Origin of the sequence: uncultured Bacteroides sp., assembly GCF_910578895.1 — a bacterium.
GTDB lineage: Bacteria > Bacteroidota > Bacteroidia > Bacteroidales > Bacteroidaceae > Bacteroides.
On sequence record NZ_CAJTSC010000055.1, the window covers coordinates 1 to 19,522 of the forward strand.

General features: G+C 50.1%; 11 protein-coding genes. 8 read left to right on the forward strand and 3 right to left on the reverse strand.

The genetic code is table 11. From position 1 onward, the window contains the following. Positions 1-64: 64 nt before the first annotated feature. The gene (locus tag QZ327_RS11955) at positions 65-1,705 is read right to left on the reverse strand and encodes a response regulator (protein WP_294619577.1); all 1,641 of its coding nucleotides are present in this window, start codon (positions 1,703-1,705) and stop codon (positions 65-67) included. A 1-nt stretch (position 1,706) separates the two neighbouring features. After that, the gene (locus QZ327_RS11960) at positions 1,707-4,142 is read right to left on the reverse strand and encodes a two-component regulator propeller domain-containing protein (protein WP_294619581.1); all 2,436 of its coding nucleotides are present in this window, start codon (positions 4,140-4,142) and stop codon (positions 1,707-1,709) included. A gap of 355 nt (positions 4,143-4,497) precedes the next feature. Here QZ327_RS11960 and QZ327_RS11965 point away from each other — a divergent pair, with 355 nt between their 5' ends. The 8 genes from QZ327_RS11965 to QZ327_RS12000 all read left to right on the forward strand — a co-directional run bounded on the left by QZ327_RS11965 (position 4,498) and on the right by QZ327_RS12000 (position 19,291). Next, positions 4,498-7,659 carry a TonB-dependent receptor gene (locus QZ327_RS11965; protein WP_294619583.1) on the forward strand — a complete coding sequence of 1,054 codons (3,162 nt, stop codon included), beginning with the start codon at positions 4,498-4,500 and terminating at the stop codon, positions 7,657-7,659. A 13-nt stretch (positions 7,660-7,672) separates the two neighbouring features. After that, positions 7,673-9,229 (forward strand): RagB/SusD family nutrient uptake outer membrane protein, encoded by a 1,557-nt coding sequence (locus QZ327_RS11970; protein ID WP_294619585.1) that lies wholly within the window; start codon positions 7,673-7,675, stop codon positions 9,227-9,229. Between the two features lie 34 nt (positions 9,230-9,263). Further along, a complete protein-coding gene (locus tag QZ327_RS11975) occupies positions 9,264-10,733 on the forward strand; it encodes an IPT/TIG domain-containing protein (RefSeq protein ID WP_294619587.1) in 1,470 nt (489 codons plus the stop codon). A 23-nt stretch (positions 10,734-10,756) separates the two neighbouring features. Then, on the forward strand, positions 10,757-13,717 hold the full coding sequence (locus QZ327_RS11980) for an IPT/TIG domain-containing protein (RefSeq protein WP_294619588.1): 2,961 nt from the start codon (positions 10,757-10,759) through the stop codon (positions 13,715-13,717). 136 nt (positions 13,718-13,853) lie between these two features. Continuing rightward, on the forward strand, positions 13,854-14,321 hold the full coding sequence (locus tag QZ327_RS11985; protein WP_294619590.1) for a hypothetical protein: 468 nt from the start codon (positions 13,854-13,856) through the stop codon (positions 14,319-14,321). 364 nt (positions 14,322-14,685) lie between these two features. Beyond that, on the forward strand, positions 14,686-16,347 hold the full coding sequence (locus QZ327_RS11990) for a hypothetical protein (RefSeq protein WP_294619592.1): 1,662 nt from the start codon (positions 14,686-14,688) through the stop codon (positions 16,345-16,347). A 46-nt stretch (positions 16,348-16,393) separates the two neighbouring features. Further along, entirely contained in the window at positions 16,394-16,831 is a 438-nt protein-coding gene (locus QZ327_RS11995; RefSeq protein ID WP_294619594.1) for a discoidin domain-containing protein, read from the forward strand. 357 nt (positions 16,832-17,188) lie between these two features. After that, complete coding sequence (locus QZ327_RS12000; RefSeq protein ID WP_294619596.1) at positions 17,189-19,291, forward strand: hypothetical protein; 2,103 nt, start codon at positions 17,189-17,191, stop codon at positions 19,289-19,291. Positions 19,292-19,319: 28 nt separating this feature from the next. Here the strand turns inward: QZ327_RS12000 and QZ327_RS12005 are convergent. Continuing rightward, on the reverse strand, positions 19,320-19,522 hold a 203-nt coding region (locus QZ327_RS12005; RefSeq protein ID WP_294619598.1), incomplete at its 5' end, for a hypothetical protein.

Consider the following 19,522-nt stretch of genomic DNA (forward strand, 5'->3'; position numbering starts at 1 on the left):
CTGTCTTTGCGAAAAGATGGATAGTGTTCCGTCATTGTTCTGAATTATATCGAACTGACGTTACTTATGTGGATTGGATACTGTTTTGATACTGAATCCTTTCTTTATATTCTGTCGGCGAAACGCCATACACTGTTTTGAAACTATTGGAAAAATAGGCAAGGCTGTTGTAACCTACGGCATTGTATATTTCCGTTATAGTCATATCCGTTTCTTTCAGCATTTTAGCGGCTGTTTCCAAACGGAAGTTCCGGATAAATTCATTAGGAGTATAACCTGTTATCTGCTTAATCTTACGGTAGAAATTAGACCTGCTGAGACCAAGTTCCTTGCAGAAATCCTCTAAACTTAAGTCGGTGTTTGCAACGTTTTGCAATAATATGGAATGTAGCTTTTGCATGAATTTATCATCTATGGGAACGGTCTCTACGCCCAATGATTGGAGAGAGAATTTCTTACTGTATAATTCTTTTAGCTTCTCCCGGTTGTCTATGAGGTTATTTACCCGTAATTTTAGGATATTGGCATTGAACGGCTTCGTAATATATTCGTCCACACCGGCGGCATACCCTTCTTCCATGTCTTCGGCTCCGGTTTTGGCAGTGATCATGATGATAGGGATATGGCTGGTGTTTACATCCCCTTTTAGTTTATGGACCAATTCGATGCCGTTCATTTTGGGCATCATCATGTCTGTGATAATCAAGTCGGGCAGTGTATTGGTTGCTTTGTTCAAAGCATCCTCTCCGTTTTTCGCGCCGGTTACATTATATTTGCCCGACAGGCAGGAGCATATATAATTATTCAAGTCACGATTGTCTTCCACTACCAGAATGCTGGTTTTTTTATTGGAAGATTTTTCCGTTACGTATGCGGAGTCGGGAAGTTCGACATTAAATGATATTGCATCATTGGTAGGCGAAGCAACGATGCTTTCTGCCGTAAATCCGCTTTTGTCGATGGGCAGGACAAATTTGAAAACAGCTCCCGAGTCTGGGGCGTTTTCCACCCACACTATACCGTGGTGCATCTCTATGATTGCCTTGCTGAGGCTTAATCCGATACCGGTTCCTGATTTGGAGTGTTCGTTCTGGGCTACCTGATAGAAAGGACGGAATATCTTTTCCTGTTCGTCGGGAGCGATGCCGACACCATTGTCTTGGATAGATGCCATTAGATATTTGATATCTTCCTTTCGGTATTTATTGAATTTTGCAGGTACAAGGCGCGTAAGTTCGGTCAAGGATCTTACAGAGAGTTCTACTACTATCTTACCGCCATCGGGCACATTCTTGAAAGCGTTCGAGAGGAAATTGAAATACACCTTTTCCAATAAATTCCAGTCAAACCATACCATCTGCCGGTCAACGGAATGTATTTGCTTTAGATGGATATTGCGATACAGCGCCAAATCGCGAAAGGAAGCCACTGCTTCGTTGGTAAATCTGACAAAGTCATTTTCAGATACCTGCAGCTTCATTGTTCCGCTTTCGTTTTTTTGTAAGTCCATGAGGTTGTTGACTATCCGTAGCATACGCTGGGTGTTACGCAGCATCAGTCCGGTTTTGTATAAGATGTCTTTGGGCAATTCCGTACGTTTTATGAGTTCTTCGAGCGGCGCTATGATCAGCGTGAGCGGGGTACGCAATTCATGTGAGAAGTTTGTGAAGAGCTGATTGCGTTCCTGATAGTATTCTTCGTGCATTTCAGCCTCCTTTTGCTTTAGGCGGATACTGTTTTTCAGATATCTTTTTTCGGTGAAGTAGTGGATGATGAACGCTATTGAGGCAATGACTGCCACACAGTACAATAAATATGCCCACCACGATTTCCATAAAGGCGGCAGGATAACGATTTCCAAAGTAGCCCCCTTCCTTATTCCAGATGCCGTCATTATTGGAGCCTTTTACCTTGAAATGATAAGTGCCCGACGGGATATTGGTATAATGGGCGGTACGCCGATGGTCTACTTCGTTCCACTCTTTGTCGAAACCTTCCAACTTGTAGGCATATTGGTTCTTGTTATTGAATATGTAGTTTAACGCACCGTATTCAATCATTATATTGGTCTGATTATATTTCAGGACTATCTTTTTCTGTGTCGAGATACTTTCTTTCAGAATACCTGCCGAGTCGGGCTGTATCAGTTCGTTGTTGATGTACAACTTATCAAGGATGATAGGCGGAACGTTCGGGTTGGTAATGATGCCGTTCGGATTGAATATGGTGAAACCGTTGTTGCCGGCAAAGAATATCCGGTTGTCGGATAAACGTATTCCGGCACAGGCTGAGAACTCCTGTATCCGTATGCCGCTTTCCTGGTCGTAGTTGACAATATTACGCGTACGGAGGTCTAAATTGGATAATCCGTTTAGGGTACTGAACCATAAGGAATTGTCATTGCTTTCCACGATTTTGCATACCTGGTTGTTTCTTAGTCCGTTGTTTTCATTATAAGCGGTAAATGTGGCATCGGGAAAAGTGAATTCATATACTCCGCCATCGGCGCTACTTATCCATATTTTGCCGGAACGGTCTTTCAAGATACTGTTGATAGACTTTGCAGATATCCCATTCGCTTGTTTATAAGAGAAGAGAGACCGGTTTATTCTGTCATAGCAAAACAGTCCGTCGCTTTTTGTACCGATCAGGTAGACATCGTTATCTATTTCGCAAACACAGATGACATGGGAAAAACCTACATCACCCTTGGCGTTGACCGGAAATTTGGTTTGCACGGTATGTTTATCATTGGAAAGGAATATCAGGCCGCCATTTGTGCTGATACATCCGATAATATATTCTCCTGAAGTATTTTTACTGATATGGTAGATAGGTCTTCTGTCTTTGGTCTGGAAAAACAATGAGAACCGATGGGATTGCGGGTCGAATTCGTAAATCTCTCCCAAACTGGTTCCACACAAGATGCGGTTGCCATTCAGATAAATGGTTTTAAAAATAGCATTTCCGATATTTCCGGATAATGTATATTGCAGATAGGTTTGGCTTTGCAGGTCGAATGCGATAAGTCCGCCGCCCTCAGAGCAGATATATAAAGTTCCATTATACTCAACGGCGGGTCCCAGGATGCCTAAATTTACATTCAGGCTTGCACTCGGGTTATAAAAATCAAATAGATGGCCGTATGGGTTATAGTAATCGATTCCACCGGCATAACTGCCGACCCATACGGTTTGCATGCGGTCAAAGAGAATACTGTAAATCGAATGATGGCTCAGTGCGTTTGGTGTGCCGGAGTAATACGATGTAACCCGCCGGGTTACCGGATTGACGATATTTAAACCGTTGAAGGTTCCTATCCACATTTCTCCGGAAGGAGATTCTTTAATGCATCGGATATTATTGTTAGACAATCCCGAAGATGTGTTATATTGTATGATTTCAGAGGTTTTTGGGTGGATTACATATACTCCGTCTTTATAGCTCCCAATCCAGATGTTTTCTTTTTTATCTATATATATGGCTTTAATGTGATTGGAAGATGGAGGAGCGTCTTTAGTGATGTTCTTGTATGAATGTATTATTTTTGCCGTGCGGGGATCATATACCAAAACCCCGTTTGTGCTGGAAGCCAGGTACAGGTAATTATCCTTTTCGACAATTGCGCTGACGGAATTATCGGCTAATTCTTTGATGGCAACCGCGTCTACACTGTCTGTCGCCGGATTATATACGTATAATCCGGCAATGGTTCCTATCCATAATGTTCCTTTGCCGTCTATATAAAGTGAGAGAATCTTGTTGTTGACAATGCCGTCATTATTGTTGTAATAATAGCGTCTGAAGTTTTTTCTGCTTTTGTCGAGCCTGTTCAAGCCGTCTTCCGTTCCAATCCATAGACATCCTTCGGCATCTTCTGCGATGCAGGAAATGGTGTTGCTGCTGATGCTTTGCGGGTCGTCCGAATGGTTCCAGAATTTCTCAAAAGAGTTTCCGTTGAATTTGTTGAGTCCGTTACGCGTGCCGAACCACATATACCCTAATTGGTCCTGATGGATACACGTCACTTGCAGCTGCGACAGTCCGTCTTTCACGGACAGGTTAGAGAAAGTGTATTGCCGGTTTGCAAAAGCGATTTGCGGAAGCATGAATACTATCAATAATAATAGCAGTTTTTTCATGGATACTTTAACTTAAGTGTTCTGTTTATTTCACAAAAACAAAGATAATGAAAATACAGTTAAACCCCTTTGTTCACCGTCTGTTTTGTTGAGAATAATGGTTTATGAGCGATTTTTACAACATTTTGAACAGTTTTCTCAAATGAAGGGACGTTATTACAACTCTTTGGTCGATTCTCTTATTTAGGTATATTTTCAAATCTATATTTTTGCCGGGGTAAGGATGAGGGATATTTCTTGTTTTGGCCAGGCAGGAAATGAATCCGTTGTTTATAGTCAAGACCGCTTGGCGGTATTGGCGAATATTTAACGAACAATTGAATTTTTGTAACTTATGAAAAACATGATTTGAAAAATGAAAGAAATCAAAGCAACTTTAATAAATGCTGTTCTGTTGGTATTTCTGTCGGTTATTCCGGTTTCAGCATTTTCGTTGGGAAGTGACGGTGTCATGCAAACCGTTACTGTAACGGGATTGGTAGTCGATGCCAATAATGAACCGTTGATAGGTGTGTCTGTGGCAGGCGTGGGAAGTAATGCAGGTGCCATTACTAATATGGACGGTAAATTCACCGTCCAATTACCGGCCAATAAAATGACACTTAAGTTCTCTTATGTAGGATTTGCCATGCAAACCATTTCCGTTAAAGGCAAAAGTACTGTTAAAGTGGTGCTGCACGAAGATTTGCAGCAATTGGATGAAGTGGTCGTTGTGGGATATGGCGTGCAGCAGAAGTCCCACCTGACCGGCGGTATCACCAAAGTCGATACCGAGGGGTTGGAAGATACGCCTACCGCACGTTTGGACCAGGCACTTATGGGTAAGGCTGCCGGTGTGCAGATATTGAACCTGACGTCCGAAGTAGGTTCGGAGCCTGACATCATGGTCCGCGGTACCTCTTCCTTCAGTGCCAGCAGCACTCCGCTGATTGTGGTAGACGGCTATCCGATGGCAGACGGCATTGATGCCATCAATCCGAGTGATGTGCAGAGCATCGAGATTTTGAAAGATGCCGCTTCTGCCGCCATTTACGGTTCGCAGGCTGCCAACGGTGTCATTATGATTACCACCAAAAGCGGTTCCGCCAACAAGCCTAAATATTCTTTGCGTTTGAAATGGGGTAAGAAAGACAACTACAAATTGCATCCCATAATGGGAACAAAAGATTTTATCAACTATCGTTTGGAAGACTTCAAACTGACCGGAGGTGTATTGGGTAATGCGGATATAGCCAAGTATATCCTTGCGCAGCACAATGAGGTGAATTGGCAGGAGCAGGCTTTCCAGAACGCCCAGTATATGAGTGTGGATTTTTCGGTCAGCGGCGGTAGCAAAGGAATACGTTACTATCTGTCGGGAGCATATACAGGTGACGACGGTATGATGATGCACAACCACTACGACCGTTACAATGTAAGGGCGCGTATCGATGCCGAACTCTCCAAGAGGGTATCTGTCGGCATCAACATAGCACCTACTTATACTTCTACCGAGAAGCCGGGAACCAATTACGGCGGATTTGTTGAAACTCCGTGGTGGATACCTATCCAACACGATGCCTATACATCCGCTATCACGGGAGTGCCCGTTGGCGAATATACCCGTCCCGACCAATTTAATAATGGTGTTTACGAAGGTATCAATCCGCAGACCGGTGAGGAAGTGCGTATAACGGCTTCGCCCAATAATTCCTCTAATAACAATCCGGTCGGGATTATGAACAACATTACTTCCTTGCAAGAGAATTACCGCGTACAGGTGCAGGGCTATATTGATATCAACTTGTGGGAAGGATTGAAGTTCCGTTCTTCCAACAGTTACAATTTCAGTAACAATGAGTCGATGGACCACCGTAATGAGGGTGCACGCAACGTGACTGACACCAATCGCGGCATGTGGAGTTATAACAGGACAACCCGCTGGTCTACAGAGAATACACTTTCTTACAATAAGACGTTCAAGCAAGTGCATGCCATTGACTTGTTGGCGGGTATGTCTGCCTATAAAAACATGGCATCCAAAGCCGGTATCCTCGGTTTCGATTTTCAATCGGATGATATCTTCTCTTTGAGTGCGGCAGGCCGTATCGACCAATACGAAGGTACCTCTATCCGTACCGGAACTTGGAAAAGCGAGGACTCCATGCTTTCCTACTATGGTCGTGTCAACTATGCGTTGAAAGACCGTTACCTCTTCTCCGCCACTTACCGTATAGACGGAAGTTCCAAGTTCGGTAAGGACAACCGTTGGGGGGCATTCCCGTCCGTGTCTGCCGGTTGGCGTATTTCGGAAGAGCCGTTTGTGCGCGACCATGTATCTTGGCTGGACCAGTTGAAGTTCAGAATCAGCTACGGTGTGACGGGAACAAGTTCCATTGTCAATCATGCCAATACTGACCTGCTCGATCCTGCCAATTATGTATTGGGTTCGGGCAATGGTTCTGTGGCGAGCGGACTTGCCAATAATTCCAGTTGCTTGGGCAGCAATACCTTGCAGTGGGAACAGACCGGTTCGTTTAATATCGGTCTGGACCTTGCAGTCTTGAATAACCGTATCGGTCTTACGTTCGATTACTTCTACGCTACTACCAAAAGCCTGCTCTATCAGAAAACCATTAACAGTATCGTTGGTTATAACCAGGCGTGGACCAACGAGGGTAAGCTCAGAAACCGTGGTTTTGAGGTTGAACTGACCACCTACAACTTTAATAGCAAGAAGTTCAAATGGAATACCTCTTTTAATCTTTCGTTGGTACGCAACCGTCTGCTCAGCCTTTCCGGTCCTGCAGAACAGATAACCAAAGGTTCGGGCAATGAATACTACATAGCCCGTGTAGGCGAGCCGCTCATCCAGTTCTATGGTTTCAAGACGATTGGCATCTGGCATACGCAGGAAGAAATCAACAACAATCCTCATCACATCATGGATACCCGTCCCGGTGGTTTACGTGTGCAGAACACCAATTGTGACGATGTCATTAATGACGACGACCGCGTAGTGTTGGGTTCTCCCTATCCCGACTTTACATGGGGTATGACCAATCAATTTAAGTACCGCGACTTCGACCTCTCATTCGTATTGCAGGGACAAGTGGGCGGACAAGTACTGAACAACGAGGGAAGAAGCACCGAAGTGAGAGAGCGCAACCGCAAATACAACCAGCCGGGACGTTGGCTCGACGAAAACCATTGGGGTGACGGAAAGACGCCTTACCGCGACAACGGTATCGACTGGGTGCTTACCGACTACGAGATAGAAGATGCAGACTTCCTTGCATTGCGCGACCTGACGATAGGCTATAACCTGCCCCGCAAGCTGGCACGCCGCATGGGACTTTCCAGCATGCGCATCTATGCCACAGGGCAGAACCTGCTTTATCTGATGGCGGACAATTATCGCGGCATCAATCCGGAAGCACGTAACGGCCTGCGTTCGGCAATGACGAAGAATGCTTATCAAAAGGGAGTTTACCCCATCGTCAAAAGCTACAACCTGGGTATAAACATTAATTTCTAATACAGACAGATTTATGAACAAACTATTAAAATATTTACCGCTTTTGTTTATTTGTTTGGGATGTAGCGATTTCCTGGATAGCGAGTCTTACGACAAGAAAGACAGCAAGGACTTCTACAACAATGCCGAAGACATCAATGCGGCGGTATTGGCTTGCTATAACGGCATTCACAATACATTGAAGTATGAATACTATCTGACGGAAGTCCGTTCGGACAATTCGCGCAACTACCGGCAGCAACAGACCGGTGGAACAGGGTTGGAGCAGGTGCATCTGGATATTTTTCGTGTGGACCCTTCCAACACATTGAACAATTATTATTGGGAGGCAGCCTATCATAATATTGCCAATTGCAATACGGTATTGAAGTATATAGATAAGGTGGAGGTTCCCGAACTTCGTTTGCAATACGAGGCGGAAGCACGCTTCATCCGCGCCTACCATTACTTCAATCTGGTGCGCCTTTACGGACCGGTATTTCTTGTAACGGAGCGCATTTCACATCAGGAAGCGAAACAGTACGAGCGCAGTTCCATAGATGATGTGTATGCACAGATTGTCGAAGACTTGGATTTTGCCACCGATCTGCCCGTATCTTATGATGAAGACCAGTTGGGACGCGTAGACCGGTGGGCGGCAAAGACGATGCTTGCCAAAGTTTATCTGACCCAGTTCGGTGCCAACAACGACAAGGATTTGCTGCAACTTGCCAAAGACCTTCTGGAGGATGTGGAGAAGAACAGTGGTTATAAGCTGGTGAAGGAAAAGGGCAGTGCGGCATCTGCATACGCCAACTTGTTCGGCACGGACAACGAGATGAACGAAGAGATGATTTTCGTATCCCGTTATCTTGCGGGCGGCAAGGGGCTGGGCTCTCCTTTCGCCAACGCTTTTGCACCGGCTGCCAGCCAGGATGCCATTATCTATGGTTCGGGTTCCGGCGACAACTGTCCGACGGACGAACTGATAGCGGCTTACGAACTGGAGCCGAAGGATACAAGAAAAGATGCGGTGCTGAGTGCGACGTGGATAGATAAGTACAAGAATGACGCCATCACTTATGTGGCATGGGTGAAAAAATACTGGAGTAACGTCACGATGCGTTACGATGCCGAAAACGATTGGCCCATCCTTCGCTTTGCCGATGTGCTCCTGATGTTGGGAGAGATAGAAAACGAGCAGAACGGTCCTACCCAGGCGGCACTCGACTACCTGAACACCACTCGTAAACGTGCCGGATTGGACAAACTCGACCCTGCTCCTGCCAGCCGTGACGAGTATCGGCTGGCGATGCTGCACGAACGCCGCCTGGAGTTCGCTTTCGAGAACCAGCGTTTGTTCGACCTGCTGCGTAGCGGACGTATCGTAGAGATAATGGAGAAACATTATGATGTGGAAACCTTGCGTAATACAACCAATGGCAAAACAAGCGTTTACTATGATAATTCAGGCTATAATACGTACATAGCCCCCCAAGAGCGCGCCCTGCAGAGCTGGCAATTGCTGTTGCCCATCCCGTATCTCGTAATGATTTCGGCACCGAATGCAACGCAGAACAATGGTTATTAGTCCGTGACTGGTTAACTTTAAATTCTTAAAGATTATGAATATAAGAAATATGATATTAGGCTGGGCATCGGTCTTGGCATGCGCTTTGACACTGACCACCGCTTGCAACGAGAGTTTATATATAGAAGAAGAAATCCACAACCCGCCGCAGATTACGGACTTTTCTCCCAAGACAGGTATGGCAGGGACGAAAGTATATATCCAGGGTACGGACTTCAAAGAAGTGAAAGACATCACGATCGGCGGGCGCAAGGTGAACGTCACCCGCGTGAACAGCCGCTTGGTGATGGCGGAAGTCACGGCAAAGGCGGTGACCGGTGCCATCGAGGTAATCACCCCTTACGGAGTGGCACGTAGCGAAGAGACTTTCGCAGTGGAATACCGCCGTCCGGTAGTGACGGACTCTCCTGCCACGGCAGATTTGTTCAGTAGCATCGAGTTGAAAGGTTCTAACCTGGATTTGGTGGAACGTGTTTATTTCGGTACTGCCGAGTCTACCATTATGGAGCAGAAAGAGAATTCGCTGGTAGTATCCGTACCCTACTATCGTACGGATGAAGAGGTGAAAATCAGATGCACCTATATGTACGGGCTGAACAGCGAGGACGCATTTGCCCCGGTGCCTTTCAAGGCAATAAAGGTGGAACCTGCAAATATGGCATGTGCTGCCGAAGCCGGAGTGGGAGCGAACTTTGTCATCACCGGCGAACGCATGACCATCGTGGAGAAAGTGACGGTGAACGGATACAAGGCACTGATTGAAGAACAGACCGAAGAGAAGATTATTTGTACGCTGCCTGCCGAAATAACGGAAGCTTCCGAGAATAATACGGTGGTTGTTTCTTATTGGGGTGGAGTTGTGGAGCAGACTGTCAGCACGGACTTTGCCGTTATGGTGTTCCCTTATCACTTCTGGCCCAATGTGGTGCTGTATGCCAATAACCATGACGACCCGAGATGTTTCTTCAGCGGCACTACCGGCAAGTATTACACGGCTTGTGAGTTTGAGGAAAGTGAGGCGGTCAGAACGGACGACCTTTTATCCGTGCAGGCTCAAGGCAAGGGTATGACTATACGCTCATTGTGGGATGGTGCCACTGTCTTTAAGTGTGATGGCAAAGGCTTGGCACAAAAAGGACTATTCATGCGGTTCCGCAAACTGGATGCGACCAATACGGTTGATGCAAAATATATCCGGATGATTAATGAAGGCACATTGAAAGAGCTGAGCATCGCGCAGGCAAAAGCCGACGGGCTGAATATCGTATGCAACAAGTCGACTATCCGTCACAAGAAGTCAGATCCCGCGTATAATACCTCCGACCCTAAAGGTGAAGGCATAGATGTTGGTGAAATTTCAATGATGACCGTTTATAGTGGTACAACGGCAGTGGAGACTGATGCCGTCAGGATTGGTTTTGTCAGACTGAAAGAGGTAAATGTCACTAAAGACGATGACGACAAGGGTACTATAACCGTTGATTTCTATTTGCAAGAAGATTAATGAAACAATTAAGAATTTAAATCATGAAAAATATAATAAAATCCTTCAGCACCTGGATGCTGGTAGTAATAAGTGCCCTGCTTACGGTGGTGGCATGTTCGGAAGAGGAGCTGGCAAATGCCGCTCCTACCGTCACCGGCTTCTCGCCCGAGAGCACTTCGGTGGGCGAAGAGACTACGGTGACCATTACCGGTACCAACCTGCAGAATGTGGGTCGTGTAAAGATTGGTGCGGACATTGTCCTGACAGACGATGCCATTCTCAGCACAAGCGGCACGGAAGTAAAAGTGAAATTCATCCCGGAAGCAATGACTTCCGGGCTCATCACCGTCATCACCCCCGTGGGCAGCGCCCGTTCGGAGAATGAGTTTACGGTGAAGCATGCCATAGTTCCGGCAGGCACTCCGGTAGTGCTCAATGGCGATGACCTGAAGACAGGCGAAAGCTATTCGGAGATAGAGATTACAGGTGAAGACCTGGATGCCGTAATCAAAGTGATGCTGGATGAAAACGAAGCCGGGATTGTGCTGCAGGAAGCCGAAAGGCTGATAGTGGCGTTGCCCTATCTGGGCGGCAACAAGACCGTGAAGCTGGCATTGAGATACATGGCGGCAGCCGGTGAGGAAGACTTCGGCACCGCCACGGAAGCGGAAATCGTGGTGAGGGAAGACTTCTACGTCACCGAACCCTCCGAAGGACCCGCTTTTATCTCTTGCGAGAACTCCGTGATAAACGGTTATCCTTTCATCATCACCGGTAAGAACCTGCACCAGGTAGAGGGCGTTTACCTCAACGAAGTGAAGGGCGAGAACGAAATCGCCGTGGCATTGGAGAAGGGCGAGGACACCGACCGCCTGAGCTGCTCCATCAACCCCGAAATCATTACCCGCCTGACGGGCAACTCCATTATCGTACGTTACTGGCGAACGCAGACCGAGACGCTGACCGAGGAGTTTGAAATCCGCCTGACCGAACCGGTTGTCAATCCTTTGGAAACTACCGCCGTAGAAGCGCTTGCACAGTTCACTTTGCATGGCGAGAGCCTGAACATCATCGAAGTGGTGACCATCGGCGGCAAGACGGCAACCATCGTGACGCCCGAAGGCGGACGCGTCAATACGCAACTGACCGTGGCAGTGCCGTTCTTCGAGGAAGAGGAGATAGCCGCACCGCTGCCGGTTGTGCTGAAGTATAAGGACATCACGGCCGCCGAAGAGGCCGACCTCCTTGCGATGACGCTGGAACAGCAGCTGACGGTGACGCTGCCCGTTGCTCCGGTTGTGACCCTCGTGCCGGAGAGCGCCACCTACAACCACTCCTTTACGCTCGAGGGAACCTGTCTCGATAAGGTGGAAGCCGTCTACCTGAACGCGAAGGCGGATGCCAACCGCCTGCCAATCACGCTGGAAGACGGCAAGCTGGTCTGCTCCTTGCTTGCAATTGATTTGCCCGAAGGCATCTCCATCCACGAGGGCAAGAACGTGATCCTTATCGAATACTGGAACGGCAACCGGACACACGCCCTGTCCCAGCAAATCGATATCCGCCCCGCCGCCCCCGAAGTCACCTCCCTCTCTGCCACGTCGGTAGCCGCGCTCGGCGAGCTTACGCTGAACGGCGAGAACCTGCGGATGGTGAACAAAGTCACCATCGGCGGCGTGGAGATAGCGAAGGCTGCGTTCAAGAGCCAGGCCGCCACGGCGCTCACCATGACGGTTCCCTACTTCGCCGAGACGGGCGCGAAGACGCTCACCGTGACCTATGCCAACGCCATGGCGGGCGGTGAGGACGCCGATGTAAGCTACGCGCCGGGCGTCACGGTGACCGAACCTGCCGGCAAGCCTGAGGTAACCGCACTCTCCTACGACGGCAAATCGGCTACGTTCGACATCACGGGCGCCAACCTGAATTATGTGGAAAAAGTACTGCTGGGCAGCACCAAAGTGACTGTCAGCGCCGCCACCGCCACCAAACTGACCTGCGCGCTTCCTGACAATACGGCAGAAGGCAGCTACGATGTCTCCATCACCTATTGGGCGGGAAACAAGACAGAACAGCTCAGCCAGCAACTCACCGTTGCCTACGTGCCCACCATGGCCGGAATGGTCGATGCGTCCGGCAAGGAGATAACGGAGATTGGAATCAGCGGCAATGCCACCACGTTCATCTTTGCAGGTACGCACCTGGACAAGATAACGAGTGTCACGTTCGGCAGCAACACCATCAGCGGCGGCAACCTTGAAGTCTCGGAAGACAAGAAGACGCTGAGCTTCGAGCTTTTCAACGTGAACATCGAGGTTGGCAACGACAAGACGTTCACCTTCAATTATGGTGACGGACAGGTGCTGACGGTAAGCGGAATTACAATCAGCAAGACGATGGCAAACTATGTTTGGAAAGATGTCAAGTTGCACGCAGCCGGATCGAAAGATGTTGCCACCGGATATAAATTCTTCAATACCGCAACAGGAGAGTCTTGTCTGGCTCAAGCGGACAATGCGGCGGAGTGGTATGCGGCCAATAAAGAACATATGCCTTTCTATTTTAACTCTACCGACTCAAAAAGTGATCCGAGCCAAAATTATATCCGGTTTGAAACAACGTATGCCGCTTCGGGAAATTTTAACAAAACCACTGTCCGGAGAGATGGGCTTTCCCTGAAATTCCGTGAATTGAGCACCGATAAGGAGATTGATAAAAAGTTTATAGATATGATTGAAGCCGGCACTTTAGGTGAAACTCCGTTTAGTGTGGACGACATAACCGCTTTGACAAACGGAGTGAGCGGTTCGCTGAAATTAACTTCAACTTTGCAGGCATCGGAAATAGACTGGAACAAATATTATTTGTTTGTAAACTATGGATTGTCGAACGGTACTACAACTACTGTTGTTGACATTGGTATTATAAAAATATCCAAACTGGCATACATCAAGGGTAGTGAACATTCGGTAGTAATGGACATCTATTGGCAGAAGGAATAGAGTAAACCATATTGATGTCAAAAGCGAGTGATTTCCGATATGCCGTTTCGGGCATTCCCGGACGGCATATCGGAACCATCAACCTAATTCCAAGTAATTCAATAAACTTAATAACTGAAATAACAACTCACGAACCATGAAGAAACTGTTATACATCACAATCTCCGTTCTCCTCTGCACGCTCAGCGCGTGCGGCGACGACGACAACGAATGGGGCAACCTCGGCGAAAACCCCGTAGAAGGACTTTGGATGCGGCTCGACGGCAAAGACGCCGACAAGACCGTCATCGCCCGCTTCAACGCCGACCACACCTCCTCCATCCTGACCTACGACGAGGAAGGAGAGCTGGAATACGAAGCCCTGCAAGGCACCTACCGCGTGCAGGACAACCGGCTCATCTACCAAGCGGGCTTCGTCAACCTCTACGAACTGCTGGAAGACGGCAACCTCATGATTACCTACGGCTACGACACGCCTGCCGTGAAGTCCTACCTCTACGCGCCCATAGAGAACCTGCCCGGCGAAGAGCCGGAAGAGACTCCCGATGAGGGCACGGAAGAGACACCGGACGGGGGCACAGGCGAGGCGGCAGGCGAGGCATGAGCATGCCATCCGTTATTCACCACGGATTATCACAGGCAATCCGTGCCCGCAAGGGGGGGCTGTGCCAATTTGTGTAGTTTGTGGTAAAACCACTATAAATAAGGTAAAAAGATTGTTTTCAGGATAAGATATAAGGTTTTTTAAAATGAAGAGTGGATATATGAAGAAAGTTTTATGGATGCTGTGCCTCTGCCTGCTGGCAGCGTGCAGCGACGACAAGATGCCGGGCGAGCCCGAACCGGACACGCCGCCTGCGGTGACCGACCCGGAAGAGCCGGAAACCCCGGCGGCACTCAGCGCCGTGGAGGGCACCTGGGTGGAAGAGGACGCGCCCGACCTGGACGAAGGACGGACGCGCCGGCTGGTGCTCTGCAGCGACTTCACCTACAGCACGGAGATTTACTCCGCCTTGGGTGCGCTCCTGCAACAGGAGGCCAAAGGTGTCTATGCCGTGAAGGACGGCAGGATTACGTTCGACAACGACATCGTCTACACTTACGAGGCAGGGGCGGACGACTGTCTCACCCTGCGGCAGGGCGGCATCGCGAAGCGCTACAAACGCTACCGCTACAGCGACGACATTACGGCGGCGACCTCGCTGAAGTTTACTGCCGATGGCATGGTGACCCCCGAGGAGATTGCCGCATGCAAGGGCTATATGATTTACAACGCGGCGATGGCGGTGCCCGTCAGCCCGCAGTACGACAACACGTGGGTGTTTCGCGCGTTGGGCAAGAACATGGGAGCCTGCACCCACCTGTTCGAGATAACCTACGACCTCGCCTTCCTGAACCGCGTCATCGAATATGCCGATGCCGCCCTCTACACCCGCAACGGGCAGCCGGGCGGCGACCACCGCACATCCAAGAGCACCGGCAGGAAAGACGACATCTGGCCCTCTACCAAAGAGGACGAATTGCTTATAGACGGCGCGGTGGAGCAGGGTGCCGTGTTGGCGCGCATCGCCTACTGTGCGCGCCTCATCCTGCAAATCCCCGCCATCTGGAACGACCGCGTGGCGGCAGGCGACCGCTACGGCTACGGCGTCACCTACAAGCAGCGCGCGCTGAAGTACCTGACGATGTGCGACGAAATGTATCAGAACTGGCTGTCGCGCTTCGTCCGTACGGGCGACAACGTGCTTTGCAAGTATTTCAGTGCGAACAACACCTTCGGCGATCCGTATCCCTGGAACCAGGCGCTCATGACCTGCGACGCCCTGACCTATATGGCAGAGTGCCACGACCTGCTGGGCAACACCGCCACGGCGGCAACCTATGACAGGATAGTGCGTGCCAACCTGGATTTCTTCGTCGCCGACTCCTGGACGATAGAGTCGTATGCCACGCCCAAGACCTCCTGCCTGCAATGGCGCTATTCGAAAACGGCGGACAAGATAAAGCACGCCGAAGACTTGAACCACGCTTCGCTGGATGCGACCGTGTTCTACAACCTTTGGCTGAGCAAACGCCAGGCGGAGGTGATGGACGACCTTATCGTGAAGTTCGCCAACACCATGGTGGACAACGTGTTCTGCCGGAAGGACGAACAGGGGCGTTTCCCCGGACGTATCAGCGGCGTGTGGGAAGGGCAGTATTGCGACAACTACGTCCGCGACAACACGATGGAGATTGCCGATGTCCGCAAGGACTGGTACGGGAAGATGCTGGAGATAAACGGCAGCAAGCGCATCAACGGCAGCCTCTCCATGACGGGGCGCGCCCTGTGGTGCAAGTCGCGCCGGCTGGATGCGCCGCAGGATATCCGGGCGGAGTATCTGTCCGACGGACGTGGCGTCACCCTCTCCTGGAAGCCCCTCACAACGGGCGGTACGGTGAAGGTGCTGCACTCCGCCAACCTGTGGCAATGGAGCGAGCTCGGCAGCGCGCAGGCATCGGAAGGCACGTATACGAACGCCAAGCAGGATGCCGCAAGCCGTCACTACTACCGGCTGGTGTACGTGAACGGCAACGGCAACAAGGCGGGATATTCGGGGCTTGTCTGCCTGGAAGCAGAAAAGAAGTGATTGATTGAAATTTGTTATAGTATCATTAATTTAAAATTAAAACATTATGAAGAAGATTATGTTAATGGCAGCTTTCTGCCTGGGTATGACAGGTGCGGCAAACGCACAGACACCGAAAGTAACCGCTTTCAACGAGCACAGTGTAAGATTTGTAGCCGCACACGCTTGCGACGGCGACCTGAAAACCCGTTGGGCGACTAAGGACCGGATGGATTTCAATGATATGTGGCTGGAACTGGACTACGAGAAAGAGATGAGCTTCTCGAAGGTGGCGATTGAAGAGTTCAAGGACCGCATCACCCGTTTCCAAATCCAGTACAAGGCAGGCGATGAATGGAAAGTGGCTTACGAGGGAACTACAATCGGCAAGGGATTCAAACAGAGCTTCCCGGCTGTGAAGTCCCGTTACTTCCGCCTTGCCATCCTGGAACGTGCCGACAAGATGTACGGACCCTCTATTTTTGAAATCACCTTCTCGAACTAAGTGACTTAAGGCTCAACACAACTTTTTCGGTTAAGATTTGTGTTTATTCTCATGACGCAGACGATGCGGATTTTTTATTTATCGGATAAAAAATCCGTGTCCTCTGCGTTGTTTGTCACAGCTCTTTCGTTCAAGGAAGCCGGAGTGAGTTAAGGGGAACTTGTTCGGGCGCCGGATGTCGATAGTGCCGCCACACACCGGTAGGACTGTCGGCTGCCGATTTCTCAGCCCGAAGGGCGATAACTCCTTCCGGCTCCCTTTTACTCTCTCCGGTTCCTGTAAATGAAAAGCCGTGGGGCAGGACTTGAATGAAAAGGTCGTGAGTGCCTTGAAGCGTACTTGAAAAAAAGTAAAGTTATGGTAAAACGAATATTACTGCCGGGGATTATCGGGCTTCTATGCTGTTTCGCAACTTTCGCAAGCGCCGCCAAGAAGACGTATGTGTTGGAAAATACCCATTTGTCGCGTACGCTGGTTGTGGAGAAAGGCGTATTGTCTACCCGGCAAATCCGTAACAAGCAGACCGGAGCCGTTTTGGTCCCGACCGCCTGCAATGAGTTTGCCTTGCGCCTTTCCGAGGGAACGGACAAGGAAGGAACGGACCGGATACTGACTGCCAAGGACTTTGCCGTGCGGTCTTTCCGCAAGTCCGTCTCCGGCGAGGTTTCCACCTATGCTTTCCTGCTCGAAAACAAGGAGCAAAGGATTGCCGTGAAGGTGTGCTACGAACTGGGCCCGCATTGGGCATACACCCGAAAATACTTGGAGATTACTTCCCAAGCGCCGCTTGTGCTGGAGCAGGTGGATGTGGAGTCTATGGCGGTGGCGGATGCCTGCCAAAACTATCGGCTGAAGCAAATCACCACCCGCAAGTCCGGCGGCTGGAAGCCCGGACTCGGACAGCCGGTGTACACCACGCAGTCGGCTACGTTCTGGGGCATGGAGTTCCCCGCCGCCAGCAATACGGTGGCGGACGGTCTGCTCTCCTGCGGATACGCATCGGGCAGAGCCCTGCTTGCCAACCATCCTTACACCACCTACCGCAGCGTGGTGGGAGTGGCGGACGACAAGGATTTCATCGACGAGGCGTTCTACGATTACATCGGTCAAATCAGGAAACGCCCGCTCCGCCTGCAAGTGCAGTACAACAGCTGGTTCGATTTCGGCAAGCGGGTGTCGAAAGAACTGTTTGCCGGCAGCGTCCGCAAGGTGCATCGGCAGTTGGTGACGGAACGGGGGTGCAACCCGCTCGATGCCTATGTCATAGACGACGGGTGGGAGAACATAGACGAGGGTGTAAGCTGGGCGGATACCGTGTGGAAAATCAATAAGAAGTTCACACCCTATTTCTCTGCAAGCCGCGAGGAGGTGCGGCAGGCGGGCGGCTCCAAGTTGGGTATCTGGCTAAGTCCGGCTGTGTTGTTCGGCTCGAACAAGATGGTGGCACGGATGGGAGCGGAAGGACTGGAAGCCTTGTCACTCGGAATGTCCATGACGGGCGAGAAGTATATGCAGAAGTTGGAAGACCGGGTGGTGGACCTGGCACAACACGGAGTGTCGTACTTCAAGTTCGACGGGCTGTTCGGGCACCTGAACATCCGTGACATGGAAATCTACGGGCGCGGCACGCCGGCAATGCCCCAGCTGGGTTTGCAGGGCTTCTCGTCCGATGACGAGCGGCTGAACAACCCCAAGTATGACGAACTGAAGACGTACTACCTCGTGGCGGGAACCGAACGGCTCATGCAGATATTCTCGCGCCTGCACGAAGTAAATCCGGATATCTTCATTGCCATCACAAACGGCGCCTACCTCAGTCCGTGGTGGTTGATGTACGCCGATGTGGTGTGGCTGATTAATGCCGGAGACGCCGCCAAGGGGAAGGACCGCACGGACGAACTGGTCTACCGTGACCATATCTATCATCAGATATGGCAGCAGGAGAACACCAAATTCCCTATGTGTGCCATCTTCAACCACGAGCCGAAAAAGGTGACGGCAGGCGAAGACCGCGAACGCTTCAACGACTACCTGTTTATGAACCTGAGCCGGGGAACCGGATTTGTGGAGCTTTACCTGAAGACCGACAGCCTGTCCGCCACCGACTGGGATGTGCTGGCGCAGGGACTGAAGTGGGCGGAAAGGGCGTTCCCCGTTTTCGGGCGGGTGCGCATGCACGGCGGAAATCCCCGCAAATCCGAGGTGTACGGATATACGGCATGGAACAGGGAGCAGGGCTATGTGTCTCTGCACAACCCTTCGGCGCAGCCGCGCAGCTATCAAATCAGGCTGGACCGCAAAGCCGGATTGCTTCCCGGTAGCGGAGAGACTTACCGGATATCTTCCGCCCTGAACGGCAAACCGCTGCCCGGCAAGCGGCAATACCGCTATGGCGATATCCTTTCCGTGACGTTGGCACCGAAGGAAATCCTGCTGTTCGATTTTACGGCGGATAGATAATACGGCGCCCTCTCTTCGGGATAGTTCGTTAAAAGCCGTTAGCTGCACCGGGAAACACGACCGGAGAGACCGCGCGAACAGACAGGCGGAAACGGACAAACGGACCGGTGAAGAACAGACGGATAAGAACATGCCGGCGAAACATCCCCTCAAGATGTTTATTATCAGCAGCATCCGAGTGCCACTCGTTTTCTGCATGGTGGAACTTTATTCCCAGCTTGCCGGGAACGC

Coding starts and splice junctions, on each gene's coding strand:
- QZ327_RS11965 (WP_294619583.1), top strand. CDS start 4,498: ATGAAAGAAATCAAAGCAACTTTAATAAATGCTGTTCTGTTGGTATTT.
- QZ327_RS11970 (WP_294619585.1), top strand. CDS start 7,673: ATGAACAAACTATTAAAATATTTACCGCTTTTGTTTATTTGTTTGGGA.
- QZ327_RS11995 (WP_294619594.1), top strand. CDS start 16,394: ATGAAGAAGATTATGTTAATGGCAGCTTTCTGCCTGGGTATGACAGGT.
- QZ327_RS11960 (WP_294619581.1), bottom strand. CDS start 4,142: ATGAAAAAACTGCTATTATTATTGATAGTATTCATGCTTCCGCAAATC.
- QZ327_RS11980 (WP_294619588.1), top strand. CDS start 10,757: ATGAAAAATATAATAAAATCCTTCAGCACCTGGATGCTGGTAGTAATA.
- QZ327_RS11975 (WP_294619587.1), top strand. CDS start 9,264: ATGAATATAAGAAATATGATATTAGGCTGGGCATCGGTCTTGGCATGC.
- QZ327_RS11985 (WP_294619590.1), top strand. CDS start 13,854: ATGAAGAAACTGTTATACATCACAATCTCCGTTCTCCTCTGCACGCTC.
- QZ327_RS11955 (WP_294619577.1), bottom strand. CDS start 1,705: ATGCACGAAGAATACTATCAGGAACGCAATCAGCTCTTCACAAACTTC.
- QZ327_RS12000 (WP_294619596.1), top strand. CDS start 17,189: ATGGTAAAACGAATATTACTGCCGGGGATTATCGGGCTTCTATGCTGT.